The sequence below is a fragment of the Phycicoccus sp. M110.8 genome, from assembly GCF_032464895.1.
GTDB lineage: Bacteria > Actinomycetota > Actinomycetes > Actinomycetales > Dermatophilaceae > Pedococcus.
Genome location: NZ_JAWDIC010000001.1, coordinates 60,168 through 84,874 on the forward strand (window position 1 = coordinate 60,168; position 24,707 = coordinate 84,874).

Here is a 24,707-nt window from a genome sequence, read left to right on the forward strand (position 1 = left end):
GCGGGCGGGCGTCTCGGCCCTCGGGAGGGCGCGCGGCGACTAGCCCGCCGAGAACTCCTCCGTGCGGCCGCCGGCCAGGTCGTGGACCTGCGTGTCGGGGGACCCCAGGTCGCGCGCCTGCCCGAGGTACAGGCCGCGCCCGGTCTCGCTGAGCAGGGCGTCGTGCACGGGGATCGCGTGCGGGGCGGCGAGACGCCGCAGGAACGCCGTCATCTCGCGGCTGCGCTGCCAGGGGGCGTTGAGCGGGAAGGCGAGGACGTCGACGTGGCCCGGCTCGGCGTCGAGGGCGTCGCCGGGGTGGAAGAACGTGGGCTCGCCCTCGGCCCGCAGCAGCATCCCGGTGTTGTGGATGCGAGGGAGATCGTCGTGGATCAGGGCGTGCAGCTCCCCCACGCCCGTCACCGTCACCGGGCCGACCTCGACGGTGTCACCAGCCACCACGGCTCGGGCGTCGACGCCCTTGTCCTGCAGCAGCTTCGCGGTGTCGGGGTCGGCCAGCACCTGCGCACCCGGGTTCGCATCGAGCAGGGCCGGGAGCCGGTCCTGGTCGAGGTGGTCGGGGTGCTGGTGGGTGACGAGCACTGCGGCCAGGTCGCGCTGCCCGGCTGCACCGGGCGACCACACACCGGGGTCCAGGAGCAGGCGGGTGTCGGCGATCTCGACGAGGAGGCTCGCGTGGCCGAGGGAGGTGATCCGCATGGGCCCACCGTATGCCGGGTGGGGGCGCCGGGCGCGCCCACGAGCGGCGGGGGGACTGACCCCGAGCGGTGCACGCTCGCCCACCAACGGCGCACGGCTCGGCGAAGGGGGCCCTCGGCCGAACGGACGAGCGTCGCGCGGCCCTTCGGCCGGACCCCGGCCTCGGGGCCCCCAACCTCTCGCCCGGCCGTGTCGGCGGCCTCTACGGTGGCAGCGAGCACCGGTCGCGTGCCCGCACCGTGGGTCCGCCGGTGCAGAGGCTCCCGCACGCCATCGCAGGTGAGCCCACGCTCCCGCAGGCGAACAGCCGCTTTAACAAACCTTTACCATCAATACCAAGCGATTGCCTGCACTTGACCTCTCCTTTGCGCTTTGCTGAGAGCAGCACACGGGGCGCCCACATCGCCGCCCCACCACCGCGCAGGGCAGGAGGCAGGACCATGCAGCAGGTCGGCAACGAGCTGGGTCGCATCATCGAGGCACGGCTGGGCGAGCGAGGGTGGCCGCTCACGCGACTGGTCGACGCCGCAGGCCTGGAGCCGGACGTCGTCGCGGAGCTGGTCGGTCCCACCGAGCTGGCCGCGATGCCGGACGAGGAGACCCTGCAGGCCCTGAGCGACGCGCTCGACCTGCCGTACCGCGAGCTGGTCATCACCGCGGCGTCCGCGTGCGGACTGGCCCGCTCCATGGAGGGCGAGCGCGTGTACGTGCTCCGCTTCGCGACGAACGAGGAGCTGCTCGCCGAGCTGCGCCGGCGGCTGGTCCTCGGTCGCGGCGCTGCCGACCCGACCCGCCGCCGCCTGGCCCACTGGGCGCTCGCGCAGCAGGCGCTCGACTCCGAGGCCGTCTGAGCCCGGGCAGGTTCCTGCCCGGCCCGCAGCCGCCGTCCTCCTGACGGGGCCGACAGCGCCCGTTCAGCCAACCCTCAGCCTGCGGGCGCATCCTGACCGGGTGAGCACCCGGACCGGCCACCTGCGACACCGCTGGCACCTCTGGCAGAGGTCGGGAGCCGCCTCCCGCGTCCGGGACGTCGCGCTCGTGCTGGCCGCGCTCCTCGTCCTCGCCATCGTGGTCGTGGCGATGCACGTCGACCACTGACCGCCTGCCCGCTCCGGACTCCACGCGCTGTCGAGGCCCCTTCTGGCGAGGCGCCCGGCACAGCCCTGCGGGGGGCGTGGGTGGATGAGTCGGTCGATACGCCGGGTTCTGTTCCGCGCCGCCGTTACCAGCGACGCGGCGACGGTCATCCATCTACGACAGCCGTTGCCGGCTCCCTCCAGCGTCCTACCCGTGTGCTCGGGCGGGCCGCCCTCGGACGCACACTGTCTGGACTTGCTCCGGGTGGGGTTTACCGAGCCGACCTGGTCACCCAGGCCGCTGGTGGTCTCTTACACCACCGTTTCACCCTTGCCGCGGCGCCTGCCCGGCCGGAGCCGGGTGGTTCACCGTGGCGGTCTGTTCTCTGTGGCACTTTCCCGCGGGTCACCCCGGGTGGCTGTTGGCCACCACCCTGCCCTGTGGAGCCCGGACGTTCCTCGGCGGTGGTTGCCCACCGACGCGACCGCCTGACCGACTCATCCGCCCCCAAGGATAGGGGACGGATGCCGGGCAGCCGGCCACCCGGCATACCGGCACCGCCGACCCCGCCAGCGGATCACCGGACCCACCCGGCGACACGGCAGTTGCTGGCATGAAACGGGAGTCCTGAACTGCCGTTTCATGCCAGCAACTGCCGTATTGCGGAAGGCGGGCGTGCGCGCGGTCAGGCGGGGGCGACGACCTCGAACCGGGTCACGCCGGTCGCGACGGTCGCCTCGACCAGCCGGACGGTGACCCACGTGCCCAGCTCGGCGGCCCCGGACGCGCGGCCGAGCACCGCCGGGTCGTCGATCTGGATCTGCACGTGCTCGTTGTCCCGCTCGTCGACGACCATGGCCCGGAACTCCTGCCCCACCCGGTCGGCCAGGGCCGCCGCCTCGACGGCGTCGGCACACGCACGTTCCACCCCGGCGGCCACCTTGTCGCTCGCGGCCATCACCTCCGGCAGCCCGGGCAGCGCCTCGCGCACCCAACCCGGTACCTCGCGCCCCTGCGACACGGCCTCGCAGACGACGAGCCCGAACCGGTCCACCAGCCGGCGCAGTGGCGCCGTGACGTGGGCGTATGCCGCGGCCACCGCCGCGTGCTCGGTCTCGGCGGGCGTGTCCCCGTCGAACGGGGTGTAGCCGGCACCGCGGAACAGGGCCGTCGCCTCGTGGATCAGCGCGAGGTGCTTGGGGTTGTCACGGTCGAGCGTGCGCAGGAACTCGCCGTACGCCGTCCCCTCCTGCCACTCGACCCCGAGCGCGCGGGCGGCATGGCGGAAGCGGCGTACCGCACGCTCGTCCGGGGCGGGCATCGTCCGCAGGATCCCGACCTTCGCCCCCAGCATCAGCTCGGCCCCGGCCATGCCGGTCATGAGCGAGATCTGCGCGTTCCAGTCCTCGACCTCCAGCGGCGGGCGGAAGCCGAGCCGGAAGTGGCCCTGCTCGTCCTCGCTGACCTCCTGCTCGGGCATGGGCAGGCTCGCCCCACCGCGCTTGCGCTCCAGCTCGACCCGCAGCAGCCCGACCTCCTTGAGCAGCTGCAGCCGCTCGTCGGCCGAGCCGTCGTCGAGCGCCGACTGCACGCCCGCGTAGTCGAGGCGGTCGGTGCTGCGGACCAGTGCGCGGCGCACCTCGACCGCGGTGCACTCCCCCACCGCGTCGAGCCGCAGGTCCCACACGAACGCCGGACGCACCTGGCCCGGCAGCAGGCTTGCCGCGGACTCGCTGAGCACCGGTGGGTGCAGGGGCGTCCGCTTGTCCGGCGCGTAGACGGTCTGCCCGCGACGCCGTGCCTCCGTGTCGACCGCACCCCCGGCCGCCACGAAGGCGGGGACGTCGGCGATGGCATACCGCACCCGGTAGCCGTCGCCGTCGCGCTCGAGGTGCATCGCCTGGTCGAGGTCCATCGAGCCCGCGGGGTCGATGGTCAGGTACGGCACGTCGGTCTCGTCCCGGTCCGGCAGGGTCGGCGCCGTCGCCGCGCGCTCGGCCTCGGCGACCACCTCCGGCGGGAAGGAGTCGGGCACGCCGTTCTCCTCCCGGATGGCGGCGAAGCGCTGCTGGAGCGCCGCGGTCGCCGGGACCTGGGTGTCGGTGGGGTGCTCGGGGGCCTGGACCGTGATCCTGCGCAGGGGCATGGGCCCCAACGTAGCCACCGTCCGGCCGCTCCACCGGTCGGTGAGACCGGTCGAGCGGCTTCGTGGGCCCCCACCTAGGCTGTCGCGCGTGCTGATCCTGCTCCCCCCGTCGGAGTCCAAGACCGGCCGCACCCGCGGCAACGCGGTGGACCACGAACGACTCTCCTTCCCCGGTCTCACCGACACCCGCAAGGTCGTCGCCGAGGCGCTCGCCGACGTCAGCGGCAGGCCCGACGCCGCGCAGGCCCTGGGCGTCAGCCCCAACCTCACCGAGGACATCGCCCGCAACCTCGTCCTGCACACCGCCCCCGCCCTGCCCGCCTCCCGGGTCTACAGCGGCGTCCTCTATGACGCGCTCTCGTACGCCACCCTCGACGCCGCCGCCCGCCGACGCGCCAACCGCTGGCTCGTGGTCGTGTCCGCGCTCTACGGCGCAGTCCGCCCGACGGACTCCGTTGCGCCGTACCGGCTCTCGATGGCCGTCAACCTCCCCGGCCTCGGCCCGCTCGCCTCCGTGTGGAAGCCCGTGCTCGCCGGGCCCCTGACCGAGGCCGCCGGGCGCGGGCTCGTGGTCGACTGCCGCTCGAGCACGTATGCCGCCGCCTGGACGCCCACGGGCGCGCTCGCCGAGCGCTGGGTGCAGGTCAAGGTCCCGGGGGCGACGCACATGGCGAAGCACACCCGTGGCCTCGTCGCCCGGGCGCTGTGCGAGGAAGGGGCTGACCCCAGGCGGGTGACGGCGCTGCCCGACGTCCTGGGCGACCGGTTCGAGGTGCGGCTGCACGAGCCCGCCGGCGCCGGCCGTCCGTGGGTGCTCGAGGCGACGGCCCGGTGAGCACCGACCTCGCCGACCTCGCGGCCCGCATCGGCCCGGTCCTCGTCTTCTTCGTCGCCATCACCGTCGTGGCCGAGATCGCCGACACCGCAGGCGTGTTCGACGTCGCGGGCCACTGGACGGCCAGGGCGGGACGGCACCGGACGCTCGTGCTGTGGCTGCTGTTCGTGGTCCTCGCGGTCGTCTGCACGGTCGTCCTGTCCTTGGACACGACGGCCGTCCTGCTGACCCCCGTGGGGCTCGCCGTGGCGGCCCAGCTGGGTGTCTCGCCCGTGCCGTTCGCCCTGACCACCCTGTGGCTCGCGAACACCGCCTCCATGCTGCTGCCCGTCTCGAATCTCACGAACCTGCTTGCGCTGCACCGGTTCGAGGAGCTCGGGAAGACCCACGGCGACTACGTCCGCCTGGCCGCCGCACCCGCAGCCGCGGCCGTGGTGGGGACCGTCGTCGTGCTCTGGCTGCTGCACCGCCGCGACCTCTCCGGCAGGTACGAGCTGGAGGCGCCGGCCGAGCCGCACGACACGGTCCTGCTGCGCGTCTCTGCCGCGGTCTGCCTCGCCATCGGGCCGCTCTTCGCGGTGGGGCTGTCCCCCGCCTGGGTGTCGAGCGCGGCCGCCGTGGTGCTGCTCGTCGCCGTGGCGTTCCGCTCCCCCGCCACCCTGCGCCGGCTCAGCGTCCCGTGGCAGATGGCCGTCGGTGTGGCGGTGCTGTTCGTCGTGGTCGACGTCGCCCTGGGCCACGGCCTGCGCTCGGTGCTGCAGGACGTCGCGGGCAGCGGCACGGGCGACGCCGCCCTGCTGCGGGTCGGGGCGGTCGGAGCGGTCGGGGCGAACGTGGTCAACAACCTCCCGGCCTACGCGGCCCTGGAAGCCGTCACCGCGGACCACCCCACCCGGTTGATGGCGCTGCTCGTCGGCGTCAACGTCGGCCCGCTGGTCACGCCGTGGGCCTCGCTGGCGACCCTGCTGTGGGCGCAGCGGTGCCGGGCGCGCGGGGTCCGGATCAACGCGGGCAGGCTCGCGGTCCAGGGCCTGGCGTGCGCCGTCCTGTCCGGCGGCCTCGCGCTCGGGGCCCTGGTCCTCGTCCGCTGACGAGGCCAAGCGTCCGCAGGGGCGTCAGCCGAGGGCGTCCAGCGCGGCCGTCAGGTCCTCGACGAGGTCCTGCGGGTCCTCCAGCCCGACCGAGATGCGCACGGTGCCGTCCGTGATCCCGACCGCAGCCCGGGCCTCGGGCGTCAGCCGCCGGTGCGTGGTGGTCGCCGGGTGGGTGACCATCGACTTGGCGTCGCCCAGGTTGTTGCTGATGTCGACGATGCGCAGGGCGTTCATCAGGACGAACGCCTCGTCCTTGCCGCCGTCGAGCTGGAACGTCACAACCGTCCCCCCGCCGAGCATCTGCCGCCGGGCGAGCTCGTGCTGGGGGTGCGACTCGAGCCACGGGTAGAGCACGCCGGTCACCCGCGGGTGCGCCTCCAGCGCCTTCGCGACGGTCAGCGCGTTGGCCGCCTGCTTCTCGACCCGCAGCGTCAGGGTCTCCAGGCCCTTGACCAGCACCCAGGCGTTGAACGGCGACATCGCCGGCCCCGTGTGGCGCATGAGGTTCTTGACCGGGCCGCCGACGAACTCGGTGCTGCCGAGCACAGCCCCGCCGAGCGTGCGGCCCTGCCCGTCGATGTGCTTGGTCGCGGAGTACACGACGACGTCGGCGCCGTGCTCGAGCGGCTTGGAGAAGACCGGCGTGCCGAACACGTTGTCGACCACGACCTGCGCCCCAGCCGCGTGGGCCAGGTCGGAGACGGCCCGCATGTCGACGAGCTCCTGCATCGGGTTGCTCGGCGTCTCGAAGAACACTGCCTGCGTCGGCACCGACAGCGCCTCGCGCCACTGCTCGAGGTCGGGGCCGTCGACGAAGACGGTCTCGACACCCCAGCGCGGCAGGATCTCGTCGAGGATCACGAAGCACGACCCGAACAGGCCGCGCGAGGCGACGACGCGGTCACCCTTGCCGAGCAGGGCGGCCAGGGCGACGAAGACCGCGGACATGCCGGACGCCGTGGCGAAGCACGCCGGGGCGCCCTCGAGCTGGGCCAGCCGCTGCTCGAACATCGCGACCGTCGGGTTGCCGTAGCGGCTGTAGATGAAGTGGTCGACCTCGTCCTTGAACGCCGCCTCGGCCTGCTCGGCGCTCTGGTACACGAAGCCGGAGGTGAGGAACAGCGCCTCCGCGGTCTCGTCGAAGCTGCTGCGGGCCAGGCCGCCGCGGACGGCGATCGTGTCGGGACGGAAGCCGCGCGCGTCCAGCGGCTGCCCGCTCATGCCTGCCGCCAGGGCAGCTCGGAGTTCTTCCACCCCGACACCGCCCGGTGCCCGTGCTCGTCCGGTGGCCCCTCGAAGCCCTCGAGGACGTTGTACGCCGGCCCGAGACCGGCCTCGGTCGCCGCCTTCGCGGCCGCGATCGAACGGACCCCCGAGCGGCACAGGAAGTACAGGGGTGCGCCGTCGGGCAGGCCCGCGTCCTGCAGCTGGTCGACGAAGTCGCCGTTGACCGCGCCGTCGGGGAACCGCTGCCACTCGACGCACACGACCCGCTTGCCGATCGGGCTCAGGTCGGGCAGGCCGACGTAGCTCCACTCCGCAGTCGTGCGGACGTCGACGAGGACGGCGTCCTCGTCCGCCGCCAGCGCGGCATACGCGTCCTGGGGAGTGACGTCTCCGGCGTAGCTCATGCTCCCAGCCTAGGAGAACCCGCCACATGCCGAGACGCGCGGGTCACTTGGTGGACGCCGCGCGGCTCGCCACCGCCGCCGGGCGCACGGCCGCGCGCTAGGTCCGGTTGGTGAAGGCGACCGAGACCGTGCCGTCCGGCCAGACCTCTAGGGCCGTGAGCGAGCCGGGAGCCGCCGCGAGCCGCCACACCTTGTCGTGAGGGATGCCGAGCACCTCGGCGAGCACCACCATGATCGGCTTGCGATGGCACACGACGACGGTGGTGCCCCCCGCGTCGACGACGCGCCGGAAGGCGGCCAGCACGCGCGCCTCGAGCTGCTCGTGCGACTCCCCGCCCGGACGTGCGTATGCCGGGTCGGCGCGCAGCGCGGCCAGGTCGTCCGCCGCGTCGCGGGCCAGGTCGTGCACGCTGGCGCCGTCCCAGTCGCCGAAGTCCTGCTCGTCCCAGTCGCCGTCCACCTCGGGAGCGACGCCCAGCGCCTCCGCGACGGCGGCTCCGGTCTGGACCGCTCGCGCCAGCGACGACGTCACGACGCGGGCGGGGGCACCCGCGAGCAGGTGCGCGACGGCGCGACCGGCACGGGCTGCCTGGCTGCGACCGGTGTCGTTGAGCGAGGGGTCGCTGCCCCCACGACCGTCGAGGCGTGCCTGTGCCGTGAAGTCGGTGACCCCGTGGCGCACGAGCACGACACGTGTCACGTCGCCGCCATGGGGCGGTGCAGTCGCCGGTTCGGGGTCCACGACCTCCTCCACCAGCTCCTCGACGACCTCGTGGGAGTCCGGGGCGTCCCCGGCCTGGAGCATGCGGTCGATGGTCCGGCCGTCCATGCCGTCGTTCGAGAGGGCGTCGGCGGCCTTGTTCTTCTCGCGCGGGATCCAGGTGAACGACACGGACCCCCCGCCGCGGCTGAGCTCGGCGCACAGGTCGCGGGCCTGCAGGGCCAGGCGGCGCATGTCCTCGTGCTTGATCTTCCAGCGGCCGGCCATCTGCTCGATCACGAGCTTGGAGTCCATCCGGACCTCGACGTCGGCGCCGGGGTCGATGCGCAGCGCCGCCCCGAGCCCGGCGATCAGGCCGGAGTACTCGGCGACGTTGTTCGAGGCCTTGCCGAGCGGCGCCGCGCCCTCCCAGAGGACGGCGCCGGTCGAGGCGTCACGGACGAGAGCGCCCCAGCCCGCGACCCCGGGGTTGCCCCGGGAGCCGCCGTCGGCCTCGACGACGAGCGCGCGACCCACGGCGCTCAGATGCCGGACTCGGCGGTGCGCACGAGGATGCGCCGGCACTCCTCGCACCGCAGCACCTCGTCGGCCGGGGCCGCCTTGATGCGATTCATGTCCACGTTGTTGAGCTCGAGCTGGCACCCGCCGCAGCGGCGCTGGCGCAGCGGGGCCGCGGCCAGGCCCCCACTCTGGGCACGGATCTTGTCGTAGAGGGCGACCAGGTCGGCACCGACGCCCGCGACGACGTCGGCGCGCGGCGCGGCCACCTCGCGCTCCTGCTTGTCGAGGTCGGCGAGCGCCTCGTCGCGGGCCACGACGGCCTGCTCGAGCTCGCCGGCCAGGATCGACTGCTGCTGCTCGAGCTGGGTGACGGCGGACTGGGCGTCCTCGGCCCGCTCCATGACCTCGAGCTCGACGTCCTCGAGCTCGGACTGGCGGCGGGCGAGCGACTGCAGCTCGTGCTGCAGGGCGGTGAGGTCCTTGGCCGAACCGGTGCCGGAGTCCAGCCGCGCCTGGTCGCGGGCCGCCCGGTCACGGACGAGCTGCACGTCGGCCTCGGCCTTCGCCACCTCGCGCTGCATGTCGCCGAGCTCGGTGCGCGCCCGGACGAGGAGCGAGTCCAGCGCCTCCGCCTTCTCCTCCAGCGCCCGCACCTGCGCCAGCTGCGGGAGCGTCTTGCGGGAGTGGGCGATCTGGTCGAGCCGGGTGTCGATCGCCTGCAGGTCGAGCAGTCGCCACTGGCGGGACGGGTCGGCGTTCAGGACGTGCCTCCGAGATCTGGTGGTGCGCTGGGCGCAGGGGTGGCTCCGACGACGAAGTCCCACGGGTCGGTGCGCAGGGTGGAGATGTGGGTGTCCACTGTAGATGGCGGCCACCCGGCGTCGGCAAGCGCCGCGACCAGGCGCTCCGCCGCCCCCGCCAGCCACAGCGACTCGGTCGCCCAGTGGCCGGCGTCGACGAGGTACGGGGTGCCCCCGCGCGCCTCCTCGCGGGCCTCGAGCGCGGGGTGGTGGCGCAGGTCGGCCGTGACGTACACGTCGGCGCCGCTCGCCCGTACGGCGTCGAAGAGGTCGTCGCCCGCGCCGCCCATCACGGCCACCCTGCGCACCTCGGCGCCGGGCGGCCCCGCGACCCGGATCCCCCCGGCGGCGTGCGGCAGGGCGGCGTGGAGTCGCTCGGCGAACTCGGCGAGGCGCAGGGGTTCGGGGAGCCTGCCGACCCGTCCGAGGGGTTGCCCCTCGACGACGGTCAGCGGCTCGAGGTCCGCGAGGCCGCAGGCATGCGCCAGGGCGTCGTTCACGCCCGGGTCGGCCACGTCGGCGTTGGTGTGGGCCACCCACAGGGCGATGTCGTGCACGACCAGGGCGGTGACGCTCGCGCCCTTGGCGCTCGTGGTGGCGACGCTGTGGACCCCGCGCAACAGGAGGGGGTGGTGCGTCACGAGGAGGTCGGCGCCCAGGGCGCGCGCCTCCTCGATGACCGCCATCGTGGGGTCGACGGCGAAGTGGATGCGGCCGACGGGCTGGGTCGGGTCACCGGCCACGAGGCCCACGCGGTCCCAGGACTGCGCGGTCTGCGGCGGGTAGAGGTCCTCCAGGACGCCGACCACGTCGGCGAGGGTGAGCTGCACGTGGGCCCGGCCGGGGTCGAACCGACGACATCCACGGTGTAAACGTGGCGCTCTGCCAGCTGAGCTACAGGCCCCCGACCCGTTGCGGGTCAGCGGTGAGGCTAGCAGCGAGTGCGGCTAGCGGAGGTCCGCGAGCGCGGCGTGGTAGCCGGAGAAGTCGCGGGCCTCACCGATCTCGTTGACCAGCGACCAGCGGATGACGCCCTCGCGGTCGACGAGGAACGTGCCGCGCACCGCCGCGCCCGCCTTCTCGTTGAGCACTCCGAACGACTCGGCCACGGCCCCGTGCGGCCAGTAGTCCGACAGCAGGGGGAAGAAGTACCCCTCCTTGTCGGCCCAGGCTCGCTGGCTGAACATGTGGTCGCACGAGACCGCCAGCACCTGGACGTCGTCGCCGACGAAGGCACCGAGGTTGTCGCGGATCTCGCACAGCTCGCCGGTGCAGATGCCCGAGAACGCGAACGGGTAGAACACGACGACGACGTTCTTGTGACCCCGGAACTCCGAGAGCGTGACGTCCTGGCCGTTCTGGTCCTTGAGGGTGAAGTCCGGTGCGGTGTCGCCCACGGCGAGGGGTGCGGTCATGGCAGGAATTCTGCCAGCGGAGTCAGCGCCGCACCGATTTGGGGGCGACCAGCCGGGTGGCGGTCCAGTCCTCGCAGGCGTTCACGGCGCCGGACGTGTGCAGGCCCGCCGTGGTGGCGGCCTCCTCGAGGTCGCTGGCGTCGACGTGGCCGGGTCGCCCGGCCTTCGGGGTGAGGACGATGATCGACCCGCCCTCGGCGAGGTTGGTGAGGCCGTCGACGACCGCGTCGACGAGGTCCCCGTCGTCCTGGCGCCACCAGATGAGGACGGCGTCGGCCACGTCGCCGTAGTCCTCGTCCTCGAGCTCGGTGCCCGTGAGGTCCTCGATGGCGAACCGGAAGTCGTCGTCGACGTCGGCGTCGTAGCCGAACTCCTGGACGACCTGTCCCGCAGTGAGGCCAAGACGGCCCACCGACGGCTGCTGCGCCGGACGAGCTGGCGTGCTCACACCCTTCTCCACTTCCTTCTGCGGACCGGTTGCGGGACAGTCCACCGCGCCGGGACCCGTTATGCAACCGAGTCGGCCGAAGATGCCACCGATTCCCAGCCGTCGGACCGTCCCGGGCGGCCCGTTCGGGGCCGGAGCAACGGCTCAGGCGGTATCCGGGCAGGTCACGGCGCTGCCGTGGCCGCGAGGCGGCGCGCGACGCCCGAGCGGGCGGACTGCTCGTCGAGCAGCCTGTGGGCCTGCTCGATGTCCAGGTGCTCGACGACCGGCTCGACCGGTCCCGGTGTCGAGACCAGGGACACCGTGGCGACGCCCTGGTGCCGCTGCAGGGGACCCTGGGTCAGGCGCATCGACTGGATGCGCGCGTGCGGGACCACCTGCGCGGTCCGGTACAACCGGCCGCGCCGCAGCACGAGGCAGTCGGGCAGGGCGGCATACCCCAGGCGGCGCCAGCCGAGCGGGTCGAGCCGCGCCGCGCGACGGCTCGCCGTGACGAAGCCCTGCCCGGCTCCGCTGCCCTCCAGGGCGCCGACAGCGAGCGCGGCCGGTATGCCGGGCCTCAGCAGCTCCAGGACGCGCAGCGCCTCCTCGCGCGTGCCGACCGGGAGGACGACCGTGTCGGTGTCCTCGTCACGACTGCCACCGACCCCCGCGACGTTCACCCGGATGCGCCACCACCCGACCAGCCGCCAGGGCAGCGTCTGGCGCAGCTCGATCGCCTGGACGCGGTGCAGGGGCACGGTCGTCGTGCGCAGGTCGGTGAGGCCGTGCCGGATGCGGAGCCGGTCGCCCTGGTGGTGCAGCTCGAAGTTGGCCTCGTGCGTGAGCCGCTTGAGCAGCGAGCCACCGATGCCCAGCGTCATCGGGCCGAGCCAGGCGACCATCCCGCCGGCGCCGAGGGCGAGCGAGGTGAGCAGGGCGGGCACCGCGAGGACGAACGTCAGGGCCGGCCCGCCGTAGAGGATCGACTGCACGATGCGGGTGTTGGGGACGCCGAGCACCCGGGTGGCGTCCGTGACGGGGGCGGCGGCAGCCGCGACGGCCGGGTCGCGCCCGTCGTGGTCCTCCCCGGCGGCGTGGTCCGACGTGGGAGCCCCCGGCGCGGCCGGGACGACCTCGTCGCCGTGGCGGGCCAGCTCGATGAGCCGCTCGCGCACCGCCTGGGCCGTGGGGTCGCCGAGGAACGCCAGCTTGAGGTTCGCGTCGCGCCCGCCGGCCGACTGCACGACGACCTCGGAGAGGCCGACGAGGCGCGCGAGGAGGGGTCGCCCCACGTCGACGGCCTGGATCCGGTCGAACCGGACCTGCCGGTGCTGGCGGAAGAGCACCCCGGTGCGCAGCTCGATCAGCGTGCCGCCCAGGCGGTAGCGCGAGAACCGCCACGACACCCAGGCGCCCAGCACGATGAGCACCAGGACGACCAGCACCGCGACCGCGGCCCACCCGAGGTGACCGCGGGTGGGGTCCTCCCGGTCGGCACCGAAGAACGTGTCGAGCTGCTGGGACAGGATGTACGCGAGCACGGCGACGGACGCGATGCCGCCGCGCAGCAGGGGCGACAGCGGGTGCAGGTGCTGCCAGCCGTCCCCCTCCCGGGCCCAGCCGTCCCCCTCCCGGGCCTCGGCACGGGACCCGCCGGAGACCGTGTCGGCGACCGTGGCGGGGACCGCGGTGCGGTCGACGCCGGGCTCGTCCGGACCGGGCTGGGTCACAGGCCCGCCCGTTGCGACTCGCCCCGGGCTGCCAGCCGCTCGCGCAGGCCCTCCGCCAGCTCAGTGGGCAGGCCCGGGATCGACCCGCCGCTCGCCGGCGAGGCCGTGTGCAGCTGCAGCGACGCCATGCCGAGGCGCCGCAGCAGGGGCCCCGAGTGCAGGTCGACGAACTGCAGCCGGCCGTACGGCACGCTCACCAGGCTCCGGAACAGCCGCCCCTTGCGGATGACGAGCTCCTCCGGCCCCTCGGCCCAGGTGATGGCCGGCACCTGGCGCCGCACCACCCACGACCCGCCGGCGAGGGCACCGAGCACGGCGACGGCTGCCAACCAGGCCCAGGGCGTGACCAGCGCGGCGAGGACCGCGGTTCCGAGCAGCGGCAGGGCCGCGACCGCGAGCAGCACCAGCGACCGTGCCACGACCAGCCGCGGTGAGACCGGCTGCCACGGCACGGCCCCGTCCTCGTCGAGCCGGACGGCGAGGGGCGCAGGGGCTGGGGCGGCTGGCTCGTCGCTCACGGCCCCAACCTAGCCGCCGCCGGTGACGTCCCGAGCCGGTCCCGGCCACGCGGCATACAGTCGGGGCATGGGACGGGTGACGCAGCGGGCGCCGAGCACGCGCGTGGAGGTCCTCGAGGACGGCAGCGTGCGCAGCACGTCGCGACCGGACACCCTCGCGGTGGAGGAGCCGCTCGAGATCCGCGTCGCCGGGCACCCGGTGACCGTCACGATGCGCACGCCGGGCGACGACTTCGACCTCACCCTGGGCAACCTGCTGACCGAGGGCGTCGTGACCAAGGCGGTCGACGTCGCCCAGCTGATGCACTGCCTCGACGAGGACGAGTCCGGCTCCCCCACCTACAACGTCGTCGACGTCACCCTGGCAGCCGGGGTCGTCCCCGACCTCGACCGCACCGCGCGCTCGGGTTACCAGTCCAGCGCCTGCGGGGTGTGCGGCAAGACCAGCGTCGACGCCATCACCGCGACGAGCCCGTATGCCGTCGCCGATGACGCCGTGCGCCTGTCGCCGGCCGTGGTGGCGGTCCTGCCCGACCGGCTGCGCGAGCGGCAGAAGGTGTTCGACCGGACGGGGGGCCTGCACGCCGCCGGCATCTTCACCGCCGAGGGCGAGCCGCTGGTCGTGCGCGAGGACGTCGGGCGGCACAACGCCGTCGACAAGGTCGTCGGCTGGGCCGGTCGCGAGGGGCTGCTCCCCCTGACCGGACACGTCCTGGTGGTGAGCGGTCGGGCGAGCTTCGAGCTGGTGCAGAAGGCGGTCATGGCCGGGATCCCCGCCCTCGTGGCGGTGTCGGCACCCTCGTCGCTGGCGGTGCAGCTGGCCACGGAGTCGGGGCTCACCCTGGTCGGGTTCACCCGCCCGCCGCGCATGACCGTCTACGCCGGCGGCTCCCGGTTGGGCCTCTGACCGGCGACGACGCCGGCCGGCGCGCGCTCCGCATACCGGTCAGTAGGCACGGCCGGTTGTGACGTGCACCTCGTCGGGGTGGAAGATGGACGCAGGGCCGCAGGCACCCCCGCGGCCGCAGCGCGAGAAAGGACTCACGACCGTGGCCGCACGCGAGGAAGCCGGACCCATCCTCAACGGCATCCCCAGCCAGCTCCCGGACATCGACCCCGAGGAGACCCGGGAGTGGCTCGAGTCGCTCGACGGCGTCATCGACGAGGGCGGCCGGAACCGGGCGCGGTACGTGATGCTCAAGCTGCTCGAGCGCGCCCGCGAGCAGCAGGTCGGCGTCCCGTCGCTGACCGCCACCGACTACATCAACACGATCTCCCCCGAGCAGGAGCCGTGGTTCCCCGGGGACGAGGAGGTCGAGCGCCGCTACCGCGCGTACCTGCGCTGGAACGCCGCGGTCATGGTGCACCGCGCCCAGCGCCCCGACATCTCCGTCGGCGGCCACATCTCCACCTACGCCTCCGCGGCCACTCTCTACGAGGTGGGCTTCAACCACTTCTGGCGCGGGGCGGACCACCCCGGCGGCGGCGACCAGGTGTTCTTCCAGGGCCACGCCTCCCCCGGCATGTACGCCCGCGCGTTCCTCGAGGGCCGCCTGTCCGAGGACCAGCTCGACGGCTTCCGCCAGGAGAAGAGCCACATCGTCGCCGGGCAGCCGCTCGCGCTGCCGTCCTACCCGCACCCGCGGCTCATGCCGGACTTCTGGCAGTTCCCGACGGTGTCGATGGGCATCGGCCCGATGAACGCGATCTACCAGGCGCAGTTCAACAAGTACCTGCACAACCGTGGCCTCAAGGACACCAGCCAGCAGCACGTCTGGGCGTTCCTCGGCGACGGCGAGATGGACGAGCCCGAGTCGCGCGGCCTGCTGCAGCTCGCCGCCCAGGAGGAGCTCGACAACCTCACCTTCGTCATCAACTGCAACCTGCAGCGGCTCGACGGCCCGGTGCGCGGCAACGGCAAGATCATCCAGGAGCTCGAGGCGTTCTTCCGCGGCGCCGGCTGGAACGTCATCAAGGTCGTCTGGGGCCGTGGCTGGGACCCGCTGCTCGCGGCGGACCGCGACGGCGCGCTGGTGCACCTGATGAACACCACGAGTGACGGCGACTACCAGACCTTCCGCGCCAACGACGGCAAGTACGTCCGCGAGAACTTCTTCGGCCGCGACCCGCGCACCCGCGACATGGTCAAGGACTGGTCCGACGAGGACGTCTGGTGGAAGCTCAAGCGCGGTGGCCACGACTACCGCAAGGTCTTCGCGGCGTACCAGGCGGCGATGAACCACAACGGCCAGCCGACGGTCATCCTCGCCAAGACCATCAAGGGCTACGGCCTCGGCTCGCACTTCGCCGGCCGCAACGCCACGCACCAGATGAAGAAGCTGACCCTCGACGACCTCAAGGGCCTGCGCGACAGCCTCAAGCTGCCGATCTCCGACGAGGTGCTCGAGAAGGACCCGTACGCGCCCCCGTACTTCCACCCGGGACCGGACGACCCGACCATCAAGTACCTCCGCGAGCGCCGCGAGAAGCTCGGTGGCCCGCTGCCGGCACGCCGGGTCGAGCACGAGCCGCTCAAGCTGCCCGACCACTCGTCCTACGCGGTCGTGAAGAAGGGCACCGGCAAGCAGCAGGTCGCCACGACGATGGCGTTCGTGCGGCTGCTCAAGGAGCTCATGCGCGACAAGGAGTTCGGCAAGCACGTGGTGCCGATCATCCCTGACGAGGCGCGCACGTTCGGCATGGACGCGTTCTTCCCGACGATCAAGATCTACAACCCGCACGGGCAGAACTACACGTCGGTCGACGCCGAGCTGATGCTCTCCTACAAGGAGTCGGCGCAGGGCCAGATCCTGCACCTCGGCATCAACGAGGCCGGCTCGGTCGCGGCGTTCACCGCGGCCGGCACGTCCTACGCCACCCACGGCATCCCCATGGTGCCGATCTACGTCTTCTACTCGATGTTCGGCTTCCAGCGCACGGGCGACTCGATCTGGGCGGCCGCCGACCAGATGACCCGGGGCTTTCTCATCGGCGCCACCGCCGGCCGCACCACCCTCACCGGTGAGGGCCTGCAGCACGCCGACGGCCACAGCCCGCTGCTCGCCGCGACCAACCCGGCCGTCGTGTCCTACGACCCGGCGTTCGCGTTCGAGATCGGGCACATCATGGAGGACGGGCTGCGCCGTATGTACGGCGACGACCCGGAGAACGTCATCTACTACCTGACGGTCTACAACGAGCCGATGAGCCAGCCCTCCGAGCCGGAGGACGTCGACCGCGAGGGCATCCTGCGCGGCATGCACCTCTTCGCCCCCGGCATCGCCGACGGACTGCCCGAGGACGCACCGCGGGTGCAGCTGCTCGCGTCCGGCGTCGGTGTGCCGTGGGCGCTCGAGGCCCAGGAGCTGCTGCGCAACGACTGGGGCGTCGTCGCCGACGTGTGGTCGGTGACCTCGTGGAGCGAGCTGCGCCGCGACGCGATGGCGTGCGACGAGCAGCGGTTCCTGCACCCCGACGGTGAGAACCGCACCCCGTACGTCACCGAGCGGCTGCGCGACCGGCCCGGCCCGGTCGTCGCGGTGAGCGACTACATGCGCCAGGTGCAGGACCAGATCGCCCAGTGGGTGCCCGGCGACTACGCCTCGCTCGGCGCCGACGGGTTCGGCTTCTCCGACACCCGCCCGGCCGCGCGTCGCTTCTTCCACATCGACGGCCCCTCGGTCGCGGTGCGGGCGCTGCAGATGCTCGTCCAGCGCGGGGAGGTCGACGCCAGCACGGCGCGGGAGGCCGCCCAGCGGTACCGCCTGCTCGACGTCACCGCCGGCACCTCCGGCACCGCGGGTGGCGACGCCTGACGCGTCCAACACCCAAGCGCACCAACGGTATGCCGCCCGCTCACCTCGAGCGGGCGGCATACCGCTGCCGGGTGCGGGACAACGCCACGGCGGCGAGGATGGGGGCATGACCTCCTCCCCCACCGCATCGCTCCCCCGCCGCGTCGTCGTCACCGGGGCGACCGGCAAGCTCGGCCGGGCCGTCGTCGCCCACCTGCGCGACCTGGGCCTCGACGTGCTCGCCGTCGACCGCGCCGGTGGCCGCGACCCGCGGCAGGTCGAGGGCGAGTTCATGCTGGTCGACCTCACCGACTACGGGCAGGTCGTCGAGGCGCTGTCCGGCAGCGTCGACGAGCACGACGGCCCGGCCGACGCGGTGGTCCACCTCGCGGCCATCCCCCAGCCGGGCCTGCACTCCAACGCGGTGACGTTCGCGAACAACTCGGCCGCCACCTACAACGTCTTCGCTGCGGCTCGTGCGCTGGGGATCCGGAAGGTCGTCTGGGCGTCGAGCGAGACGGTGCTCGGGCTGCCGTTCGACAGCCCTCCGCCGTACGCCCCGGTCGACGAGGAGTACGCGGCCCGGCCGGAGTCCACGTACTCGCTCAACAAGGCGCTCGAGGAGGAGATGGCCCGGCACTTCTGCCGCTGGGACCCCGAGCTGGTGGCGGTCGGGCTGCGCTTCTCCAACGTCATGGAGGTCGAGGACTACGCGCAGTTCCCGTCCTTCGACGCCGACCCACAGGCGCGGCGCTGGAACCTCTGGGGCTACATCGACGCCCGCGACGGGGCCCAGGCGGTGGAGCGCAGCCTGGCGCACGACCTGCCCGGTGCGGACGTGTTCGTGATCGCGAACGCCGACACCGTGATGTGCCGGTCCAGCGCGTCGCTCATGGCCGAGGTGTACCCCGGGGTGGAGGTGCGGCGCGAGCTCGGCGAGCACGAGACGCTGCTGTGCATCGACAAGGCACGGCGGGTGCTCGGGTACGAGCCCCGGCACTCCTGGCGCGACCACGTCTGACCCGGCGGCCCGGGTCGGGCGGGTCAGGCGGTCGGGCGGGTCGGACGAGTCAGCGTCGCGGCTTGTGCCAGGTGCGGAGCAGCATGACGCGGTGGCGGGCCGGCGCGGCGAGACACAGGTCGGGTTGGTCGCAGAACATGCCGTCGACACCGGCGTTCATCACGGCGCCGTCGTAGTCGACCGCCCGGCCGATGGTCGCGGGATCGGTGCCCACGCGGTAGTCGACCGGCAGGAACACGTTCTCCGCGCGGAGCGTGTAGACGTGGACGCGCAGGCCTGCGGCGTGGGCCCGTCGGACGAGCCCCGTGGGCGTGCCGAGCCGGCCGTCCGAACGCCGAGGTCGAGGCGGAGGTGGCGCAGCGACGTCGGTTCGAACGACTGGACCAGCACGGGGGCCGTCGCCGAGTCCAGCCCGTTGGCGCGCAGCGCCGCCAGGAGGGGCTCCTCGAGCGGAAGGCCCTCGCCCCGGAAGTAGGTGGGGTTCTTCGACTCCGGGTAGACCACGATCGCGCGCCCGGTCGAGCGGCTGAGCTCGGCCCGCAGGGCCAGCACCTCGTCGAACGTCGGCACCTCGAACTTGCCGTCCCAGGCCGTGTTGGCGGGGCGGATCGCGGGCATGCGCTCGCGCACCCTCAGGGTCTTCAGCTCTGCCAGCGTGAGGTCGTCGACGAACCAGCCGGTCTGGGTGATCCCGCTGACCTGCTTGGTCGTCTTCCGGTCCGCGAGCTCGGGGTGGTCCGCCACGTCGGTGATGCTCGACAGCTCGACGTCGTGGGTGTCGACCAGCACGTGGTCCCGGGTCGAGGCGAGGTCCGGCTCGATGGCGTCGGCGCCCTGGGCCACGGCGACGCGGTAGGCCTCGAGCGTGTGCTCGGGCCGGTAGCCCGACGCCCCCCGGTGCCCCACGACCATGGCCGACGACACCAGCGAGGGCACCCGGTCGGGGTCCCTGGGCAGTGCCCCGGCCGGACCGGGAGCGGCGACGGCGAGCCCGGCGGCGAGCGCCGCGGCCGCCGCGAGAGCACGCACGGTCCTGTGCAGACGGTCCCCCACGGCGCTGGACTCTAGGCCACCGGCCGGGCGCCGCCGCGGCTTTTCGGCCCATCTGCACGATTCCGTCCGGAAGGACCACCTCCCGGCCGCCCCGGTCCGGTCAGCCACCGCTCGCGGCGGTTGTGGGCGGCATACAAATAGACTCGGTCGTATGCCGCCTGCGGACCTGGGCTTCTCGTCGGACACCGTGCAGCGCGTCGAGCGCTCGGCCGGCGAGCTCTCGAGCGCCGCCACCCGGCGGATGGAGGCGTCCCACGACTGGTACCGCGCCCTGTCGGCGGAGGACCGGTCCTGGGTGGGCCTGGTCGCCCAGGCCGGCATCGCGGCCTTCATCGCCTGGCTGCGCGACGGCGGTGACCAGGCGCCGGTCACTGCCGACGTGTTCGGCACCGCCCCGCGCGAGCTCACCCGCTCCATCACGCTGCGGCACACCCTCGACCTCGTCCGCTCGGTCGTCGACGTGGTCGAGCAGGACGCCACCGCCCTCGCCGAGCCCGGCCAGGAGCAGGCCCTGCGCGAGGCGGTGCTGCGCTACTCGCGCGAGATCGCGTTCGCCGCGGCGGAGGTCTACGCGCACGCCGCGGAGGCCCGCGGCGCCTGGGACGCCCGGCTGGAGGGCCTGGTCGTCGACGCCGTGCTCCGCGGGGAGGCCGACGACTCGATGCAGTCCCGCGCCGCGGCCCTCGGCTGGGGCTCGACTACCCGCGTCGCCGTGGTGGCCGGCAGCACGCCCCACGGCAGCCCGGCCGGCGTCGTCGACGGCCTGCGGCGGGCGGCCGAACGGGTCGGCGTCGACACCCTCGCCGCGGTCCAGGGGCGGCGGCTCGTGTGCATCTTCGGCAACGTCGAGGACCCGCTCGCGGCGGCCCGGGAGGTGGGCGACCACTTCGGCGACGGCCCACTGGTGGTCGGACCCACCGTGCCGCACCTGTTCGCCGCCGGGCGCTCGGCCCGGGCGGCCCTCGCCGGGCAGAGCTGCGCGCAGGCCTGGCCCGAGGCGCCGCGACCGGTGGCCGCCGACGACCTGCTCGCCGAGCGCGTCCTCGTGGGCGACGCCCCGGCCCGGGCCCTGCTGCTCGACCGCATCTGGCACCCGCTGACGACCCACTCCGGCGGCGTCCTGCTGGAGACGGCGTCGGTCTACCTCGAGTCCGGCGGCGGCCTGGAGGGCACGGCGAGGCTGCTGTTCGTGCACCCGAACACCGTGCGGTACCGCCTCGGGCGCATCGCGGACCTCACCGGCTACCAGCTCACCGACCCCCACGACGCGCACACGGTGCGGATCGCGCTCGCGCTCGGCCGCCTCAGCCGCCCCGCCGGTGTTGTGAGACGGCCCACACCCTCGTGACGCCCGGTGCGTGGTTTGGAGGATTCCTCCAAAGCACGCCCCTCAAGTTCGTCGCGAACGGTCACGACCCCGGCACCCGGCACTCGGAAGGCTGGGTCCGTGCTCGCGATCCTCTGCCCCGGACAGGGCTCCCAGACCCCCGGCTTCCTCACCCCGTGGCTCGAGCTGCCGGAGTTCCGCTCCCGGCTCGAGGCGCTGTCGGACGTGGCGGGCATCGACCTCGTCGCCCACGGCACCACCTCGGACGCCGAGACCATCAAGGACACCGCCGTCGCCCAGCCGCTGATCGTCGGCGCGGGCCTGGCCGTCGCGAGCGTGCTGTTCCCCGACGGTCCGGCGGCTGCCGGCGTCTCGGCAGTGGCCGGCCACTCCGTCGGTGAGATCACCGCTGCGGCCTTCGCCGGCGTCCTGGACGACCACGACGCCATGGTCTTCGTGCGCGAGCGCGGCGCCGGCATGGCCGCGGCGTCCGCCGTCACCCCGACCGGCATGAGCGCCGTCCTCGGCGGGGACCCCGAGGAGGTCCTGGCCGTGCTCGAGCGGCACGGCCTCACCCCCGCCAACGCCAACGGCGCCGGCCAGACCGTTGCCGCGGGGACGCTCGAGCAGCTGCAGGCCCTCGCGGCCGACCCGCCGGCGAAGGCGCGCGTCATCCCGCTGCAGGTGGCCGGCGCGTTCCACACCGCGCACATGGCCCCGGCCGTCGACGCCCTGCGGGAGCTCAGCGCCGACTTCGACGTCAGCGACCCCGGCGTGACCCTGCTGTCGAACGCCGACGGCTCGGCGGTCGCCGACGGGCGGGACGCGCTGACCCGCCTCGTCGCCCAGGTCAGCAACCCGGTGCGCTGGGACCGCTGCATGCAGACCCTCGTCGACCTCGGCGTCACCGCCGTCCTCGAGCTGGCCCCGGCCGGCACCCTCGTCGGCCTCGCCAAGCGCGGGATGCCCGGCGTCGCCACACTGGGGGTGAAGAGCCCCGACGACCTCGAGGCGGCCCGCACCCTGATCCGCGAGCACGGCGGCGAACCCGCCGGCGCACCGACCTCCCCCACCGATGCGCAGGAAGCCTGACATGACGACCCCAGCCCCCAAGGCCACCGGCACGATCACGGCACCGGAGGGTGCCCGCTACGCCCGCATCATGGGCGTCGGCGGCTACCGCCCCGAGCGCGTGGTCCCCAACTCCGAGATCGTCGACCTGATCGACTCCTCCGACGAGTGGATCCGCGAGCGCTCCGGAATCATCGAGCGCCGGTTCGCGGCCCCCGACGAGTCGGTCGTGGACATGTCCGAGGCCGCCACCCGACAGGCCCTCGAGGCCGCAGGGCTCGAGGCCGCCCAGGTGGACGCGGTCATCGTCGCCACGGTGACCCACCCGTACCAGACCCCGGCCGCCGCCCCGATCCTCGCCGACCGGCTCGGGATCCGCGGTGCCGCCTTCGACATCAGCGCGGCCTGCGCCGGCTACTGCCACGGCATCAGCCTCGCCAGCGACATGGTGCGCGGCGGCTCGGCCCAGCACGTCCTGGTCGTCGGGGTCGAGAAGCTGTCGGACTTCACCGACCCGCGCGACCGCGGGACGGCGTTCATCTTCGGCGACGGTGCCGGTGCGGCCATCGTCGGCCCGTCGGACACGCCGGCGATCGGACCCACTGTGTGGGGCTCGGACGGCTCGCAGTGGCGCACCATCAGTCAGCGCGACTCGTGGGTCGAGCTGAAGCAGAACGACGGCGTCGGCTCCCCCGCGATCGGCATGGCGGGCCAGTCCGTCTTCCGCTGGGCCGTCTGGGGCATGGCCCCCGTGGCCCAGAAGGCGCTCGACGCGGCGGGCGTGCGGGCCGAGGACCTCGACGCGTTCATCCCCCACCAGGCGAACATGCGGATCATCGACGCGATGATCAAGCAGCTCAAGCTCCCTGCCGACATCCCCGTCGCGCGCGACATCGCCCAGACCGCCAACACCTCGGCAGCCTCCATCCCGCTCGCCACCGAGCGGATGCTGCGCGAGGGCGAGGCACCGCACGGCGGCCTGGCGCTCCAGATCGGCTTCGGCGCCGGCCTGGTGTACGCCGCGCAGGTCGTCGTCCTGCCCTGAGACCCCCGCCGGCCCGCGGGCAACCGGGCCACCGACCGATGCACGACACCCACGCGACACACACGAAGGAGCGCAAGCCAATGGCGCAGAGCGAGCAGGAGATCCTCGAGGGTCTGGCCGAGATCGTCAACGAGGAGACCGGTCTCGACACCGAGTCGGTGCAGCCGGAGAAGTCCTTCACCGACGACCTCGACATCGACTCCCTGTCGATGATGACCATCGTCGTCAACGCCGAGGAGAAGTTCGGCGTCCGCATCCCCGACGACGAGGTGAAGAACCTCAAGACGGTCGGCGACGCCGTCTCGTTCATCGCCAAGAACCAGGGCTGAGCCCGCAGAGCGGCGGCCCCGCCGAGCCACCCGGCACACTGGTGCCAGGACCCGGGCCCGGCGTGGGCCGCCGCCCCGCACCGCACCCCACGCGAACGAAGGAGCACCCCAGTCATGACCGCACAGCGACGCGTCGTCGTCACGGGCATCGGAGCCACCACCCCGGTCGGCGGCACCGCCACGGAGACGTGGGACGCCATCCTCGCGGGCCGCTCCGGCGCCCGGACCATGGACTTCGAGTGGGTGCAGAAGCACGAGCTGCCGGTGCACTTCGCCGCCACCATCCACACCCAGCCGCTCGACGTCCTGACCAAGGTCGAGGTGCGGCGCAACGACCCGTCCGCGCAGTACTCGCTCATCGCGGCGCGCGAGGCCTGGGCCGACGCCGGCTCCCCCGAGGTCGACCCCGAGCGCCTGGCCGCCTGCATCGGCACCGGCATCGGCGGCGTGTGGACCCTGCTCGACGCCTGGGACACGCTGCGCGAGAAGGGCCCGCGACGCGTCTTCCCGCTGTCGGTCCCCATGCTCATGCCCAACACCTCCTCCGCCGCCGTGTCGCTCGACCTCGGCGCGCGGGCCGGCGCCCACACGCCCGTGTCCGCCTGCGCCTCGGGCCTGGAGGCCATGGGGTATGCCGCGGAGATGATCCGCAGCGGGCGCGCCGACATCGCGGTCGCCGGTGGCACGGAGGCTGCGGTCCACCCGCTGCCCATCGCCGGGTTCGCCGCCATGCAGGCGCTCTCGACCCGCAACGACGACCCGGAGCACGCCTCCCGCCCGTACGACACCGGCCGTGACGGCTTCGTCCTCGGTGAGGGTGCCGCGGTCATCGTGCTCGAGGACTACGAGGCCGCCAAGGCCCGTGGCGCCACGATCTACGCCGAGCTGTCCGGGATCGGCATGTCCTCCGACAGCCACCACATCACGGCACCCGAGCCGGAGGGCGCCGGGGCGTCGCGAGCGATGCGCGAGGCCGTGCAGTCGGCGGGGCTGACCCCCAAGGACGTCGTCCACATCAACGCGCACGCCACCTCGACGCCGGTCGGTGACGTGGCGGAGTCCAACGCGATCCGCCGCGCCTTCGGCGCCGATGCCGATGGGATGCCCGTCAGCGCCACGAAGTCGATGACCGGGCACCTCCTCGGCGCGGCCGGCGCGCTCGAAGGCGTCCTGACGATCCTCGCCGTCCACCACCGGATCGCACCGGCGACGATCAACGTCGACGACCTGGACCCGAAGATCGAGCTCGACGTCGTCCGCGGCGAGGCGCGCAAGCTGCCCGAGGGCGACATCGCCGCGCTGAACAACAGCTTCGGCTTCGGTGGCCACAACGTCGCCGTGCTCTTCACCAGCGTCTGACCGACCCCGACGCTCGGCCCGCGCCGGGCAGCGGCCCCCGTGCCGCTGCCCGGCTCCGTCGTGTCCCGGACGGCGCCTCAGGGCGCTGGGTGGTGGGCGGCCCGCCTGTCA

Annotated in this window: 23 protein-coding genes, 1 tRNA gene, 1 other RNA gene and 2 pseudogenes; 12 read left to right on the top strand and 15 right to left on the bottom strand. The window is 73.4% G+C overall.

Annotated elements, in window-relative coordinates; genetic code table 11:
* Nucleotides 1-39 precede the first annotated feature (39 nt).
* A complete protein-coding gene (locus RKE38_RS00270) occupies nucleotides 40-699 on the bottom strand; it encodes an MBL fold metallo-hydrolase (RefSeq protein ID WP_316005466.1) in 660 nt (219 codons plus the stop codon).
* Nucleotides 700-1,139: 440 nt separating this feature from the next.
* Here RKE38_RS00270 and RKE38_RS00275 point away from each other — a divergent pair, with 440 nt between their 5' ends.
* The gene (locus RKE38_RS00275) at nucleotides 1,140-1,550 is read left to right on the top strand and encodes a hypothetical protein (protein ID WP_316005467.1); all 411 of its coding nucleotides are present in this window, start codon (nucleotides 1,140-1,142) and stop codon (nucleotides 1,548-1,550) included.
* A 100-nt stretch (nucleotides 1,551-1,650) separates the two neighbouring features.
* Nucleotides 1,651-1,797: a hypothetical protein gene (locus RKE38_RS00280; protein WP_316005468.1), complete on the top strand. Its 147-nt coding sequence runs from the start codon at nucleotides 1,651-1,653 to the stop codon at nucleotides 1,795-1,797.
* Between the two features lie 81 nt (nucleotides 1,798-1,878).
* On the opposite strand, the gene rnpB is transcribed toward RKE38_RS00280, so the two are convergent.
* An RNA gene (gene rnpB / locus RKE38_RS00285) (RNase P RNA component class A) lies at nucleotides 1,879-2,276 on the bottom strand.
* A gap of 185 nt (nucleotides 2,277-2,461) precedes the next feature.
* Complete coding sequence (locus RKE38_RS00290; RefSeq protein WP_316005469.1) at nucleotides 2,462-3,922, bottom strand: RNB domain-containing ribonuclease; 1,461 nt, start codon at nucleotides 3,920-3,922, stop codon at nucleotides 2,462-2,464.
* A gap of 88 nt (nucleotides 3,923-4,010) precedes the next feature.
* Here RKE38_RS00290 and RKE38_RS00295 point away from each other — a divergent pair, with 88 nt between their 5' ends.
* Nucleotides 4,011-4,757: a peroxide stress protein YaaA gene (locus RKE38_RS00295; protein WP_316005470.1), complete on the top strand. Its 747-nt coding sequence runs from the start codon at nucleotides 4,011-4,013 to the stop codon at nucleotides 4,755-4,757.
* On the top strand, nucleotides 4,754-5,848 hold the full coding sequence (locus RKE38_RS00300; RefSeq protein ID WP_316005471.1) for an SLC13 family permease: 1,095 nt from the start codon (nucleotides 4,754-4,756) through the stop codon (nucleotides 5,846-5,848). The genes RKE38_RS00295 and RKE38_RS00300 overlap by 4 nt, the downstream gene beginning before the upstream one ends.
* A gap of 24 nt (nucleotides 5,849-5,872) precedes the next feature.
* Here the strand turns inward: RKE38_RS00300 and RKE38_RS00305 are convergent, their stop codons facing one another.
* From RKE38_RS00305 to RKE38_RS00350, 10 genes are all read right to left on the bottom strand, one after another.
* A complete protein-coding gene (locus RKE38_RS00305; RefSeq protein WP_316005472.1) occupies nucleotides 5,873-7,072 on the bottom strand; it encodes an O-succinylhomoserine sulfhydrylase in 1,200 nt (399 codons plus the stop codon).
* Entirely contained in the window at nucleotides 7,069-7,482 is a 414-nt protein-coding gene (locus tag RKE38_RS00310) for a rhodanese-like domain-containing protein (protein ID WP_316005473.1), read from the bottom strand. The genes RKE38_RS00305 and RKE38_RS00310 overlap by 4 nt, the downstream gene beginning before the upstream one ends.
* Before the next feature lie 97 nt (nucleotides 7,483-7,579).
* A complete protein-coding gene (locus tag RKE38_RS00315) occupies nucleotides 7,580-8,719 on the bottom strand; it encodes a bifunctional RNase H/acid phosphatase (protein ID WP_316005474.1) in 1,140 nt (379 codons plus the stop codon).
* A 5-nt stretch (nucleotides 8,720-8,724) separates the two neighbouring features.
* Complete coding sequence (locus tag RKE38_RS00320) at nucleotides 8,725-9,528, bottom strand: zinc ribbon domain-containing protein (RefSeq protein WP_316005475.1); 804 nt, start codon at nucleotides 9,526-9,528, stop codon at nucleotides 8,725-8,727.
* Nucleotides 9,462-10,313, bottom strand: coding sequence for a Nif3-like dinuclear metal center hexameric protein (locus RKE38_RS00325; RefSeq protein WP_316005476.1), 852 nt, complete (start codon nucleotides 10,311-10,313; stop codon nucleotides 9,462-9,464). The genes RKE38_RS00320 and RKE38_RS00325 overlap by 67 nt, the downstream gene beginning before the upstream one ends.
* Before the next feature lie 22 nt (nucleotides 10,314-10,335).
* Nucleotides 10,336-10,408: transfer RNA gene (locus tag RKE38_RS00330), tRNA-Val, on the bottom strand.
* A gap of 43 nt (nucleotides 10,409-10,451) precedes the next feature.
* Nucleotides 10,452-10,919: a peroxiredoxin gene (locus RKE38_RS00335; protein ID WP_316005477.1), complete on the bottom strand. Its 468-nt coding sequence runs from the start codon at nucleotides 10,917-10,919 to the stop codon at nucleotides 10,452-10,454.
* A gap of 22 nt (nucleotides 10,920-10,941) precedes the next feature.
* A complete protein-coding gene (locus tag RKE38_RS00340) occupies nucleotides 10,942-11,367 on the bottom strand; it encodes a DUF3052 domain-containing protein (RefSeq protein ID WP_316005478.1) in 426 nt (141 codons plus the stop codon).
* A 164-nt stretch (nucleotides 11,368-11,531) separates the two neighbouring features.
* Nucleotides 11,532-13,079, bottom strand: a complete 1,548-nt coding sequence (locus RKE38_RS00345; RefSeq protein WP_316005479.1) for a PH domain-containing protein — start codon at nucleotides 13,077-13,079, stop codon at nucleotides 11,532-11,534.
* Nucleotides 13,076-13,597, bottom strand: a complete 522-nt coding sequence (locus RKE38_RS00350) for a PH domain-containing protein (RefSeq protein ID WP_316005480.1) — start codon at nucleotides 13,595-13,597, stop codon at nucleotides 13,076-13,078. The genes RKE38_RS00345 and RKE38_RS00350 overlap by 4 nt, the downstream gene beginning before the upstream one ends.
* Before the next feature lie 67 nt (nucleotides 13,598-13,664).
* On the opposite strand from RKE38_RS00350, the gene fdhD reads away from it, so the two are divergent.
* From fdhD to RKE38_RS00365, 3 genes are all read left to right on the top strand, one after another.
* Entirely contained in the window at nucleotides 13,665-14,504 is an 840-nt protein-coding gene (gene fdhD / locus RKE38_RS00355; RefSeq protein ID WP_316005481.1) for a formate dehydrogenase accessory sulfurtransferase FdhD, read from the top strand.
* Between the two features lie 142 nt (nucleotides 14,505-14,646).
* Nucleotides 14,647-17,412, top strand: coding sequence for a pyruvate dehydrogenase (acetyl-transferring), homodimeric type (gene aceE, locus RKE38_RS00360; protein ID WP_316005482.1), 2,766 nt, complete (start codon nucleotides 14,647-14,649; stop codon nucleotides 17,410-17,412).
* 106 nt (nucleotides 17,413-17,518) lie between these two features.
* On the top strand, nucleotides 17,519-18,412 hold the full coding sequence (locus RKE38_RS00365) for an NAD(P)-dependent oxidoreductase (RefSeq protein ID WP_316005483.1): 894 nt from the start codon (nucleotides 17,519-17,521) through the stop codon (nucleotides 18,410-18,412).
* A gap of 175 nt (nucleotides 18,413-18,587) precedes the next feature.
* Here RKE38_RS00365 and RKE38_RS00370 read toward each other — a convergent pair.
* Both RKE38_RS00370 and RKE38_RS00375 read right to left on the bottom strand, forming a co-directional pair.
* Nucleotides 18,588-18,686: pseudogene (locus RKE38_RS00370) on the bottom strand (hypothetical protein); the annotation flags it as partial.
* Nucleotides 18,687-18,814: 128 nt separating this feature from the next.
* Nucleotides 18,815-19,324, bottom strand: a pseudogene (locus RKE38_RS00375) (glycerophosphodiester phosphodiesterase family protein); the annotation flags it as partial.
* A 292-nt stretch (nucleotides 19,325-19,616) separates the two neighbouring features.
* Here RKE38_RS00375 and RKE38_RS00380 point away from each other — a divergent pair.
* The 5 genes from RKE38_RS00380 (at nucleotide 19,617) to fabF (ending at nucleotide 24,596) form a co-directional block, all read left to right on the top strand.
* Nucleotides 19,617-20,813, top strand: a complete 1,197-nt coding sequence (locus RKE38_RS00380) for a helix-turn-helix domain-containing protein (RefSeq protein WP_316005484.1) — start codon at nucleotides 19,617-19,619, stop codon at nucleotides 20,811-20,813.
* Nucleotides 20,814-20,912: 99 nt separating this feature from the next.
* Nucleotides 20,913-21,884: an ACP S-malonyltransferase gene (locus tag RKE38_RS00385; protein ID WP_316005485.1), complete on the top strand. Its 972-nt coding sequence runs from the start codon at nucleotides 20,913-20,915 to the stop codon at nucleotides 21,882-21,884.
* Nucleotide 21,885: 1 nt separating this feature from the next.
* The gene (locus RKE38_RS00390) at nucleotides 21,886-22,908 is read left to right on the top strand and encodes a beta-ketoacyl-ACP synthase III (protein ID WP_316005486.1); all 1,023 of its coding nucleotides are present in this window, start codon (nucleotides 21,886-21,888) and stop codon (nucleotides 22,906-22,908) included.
* An 80-nt stretch (nucleotides 22,909-22,988) separates the two neighbouring features.
* Entirely contained in the window at nucleotides 22,989-23,237 is a 249-nt protein-coding gene (locus RKE38_RS00395) for an acyl carrier protein (RefSeq protein ID WP_310157933.1), read from the top strand.
* A 114-nt stretch (nucleotides 23,238-23,351) separates the two neighbouring features.
* On the top strand, nucleotides 23,352-24,596 hold the full coding sequence (gene fabF, locus RKE38_RS00400) for a beta-ketoacyl-ACP synthase II (RefSeq protein WP_316005487.1): 1,245 nt from the start codon (nucleotides 23,352-23,354) through the stop codon (nucleotides 24,594-24,596).
* The last annotated feature ends 111 nt before the right edge of the window (nucleotides 24,597-24,707 follow it).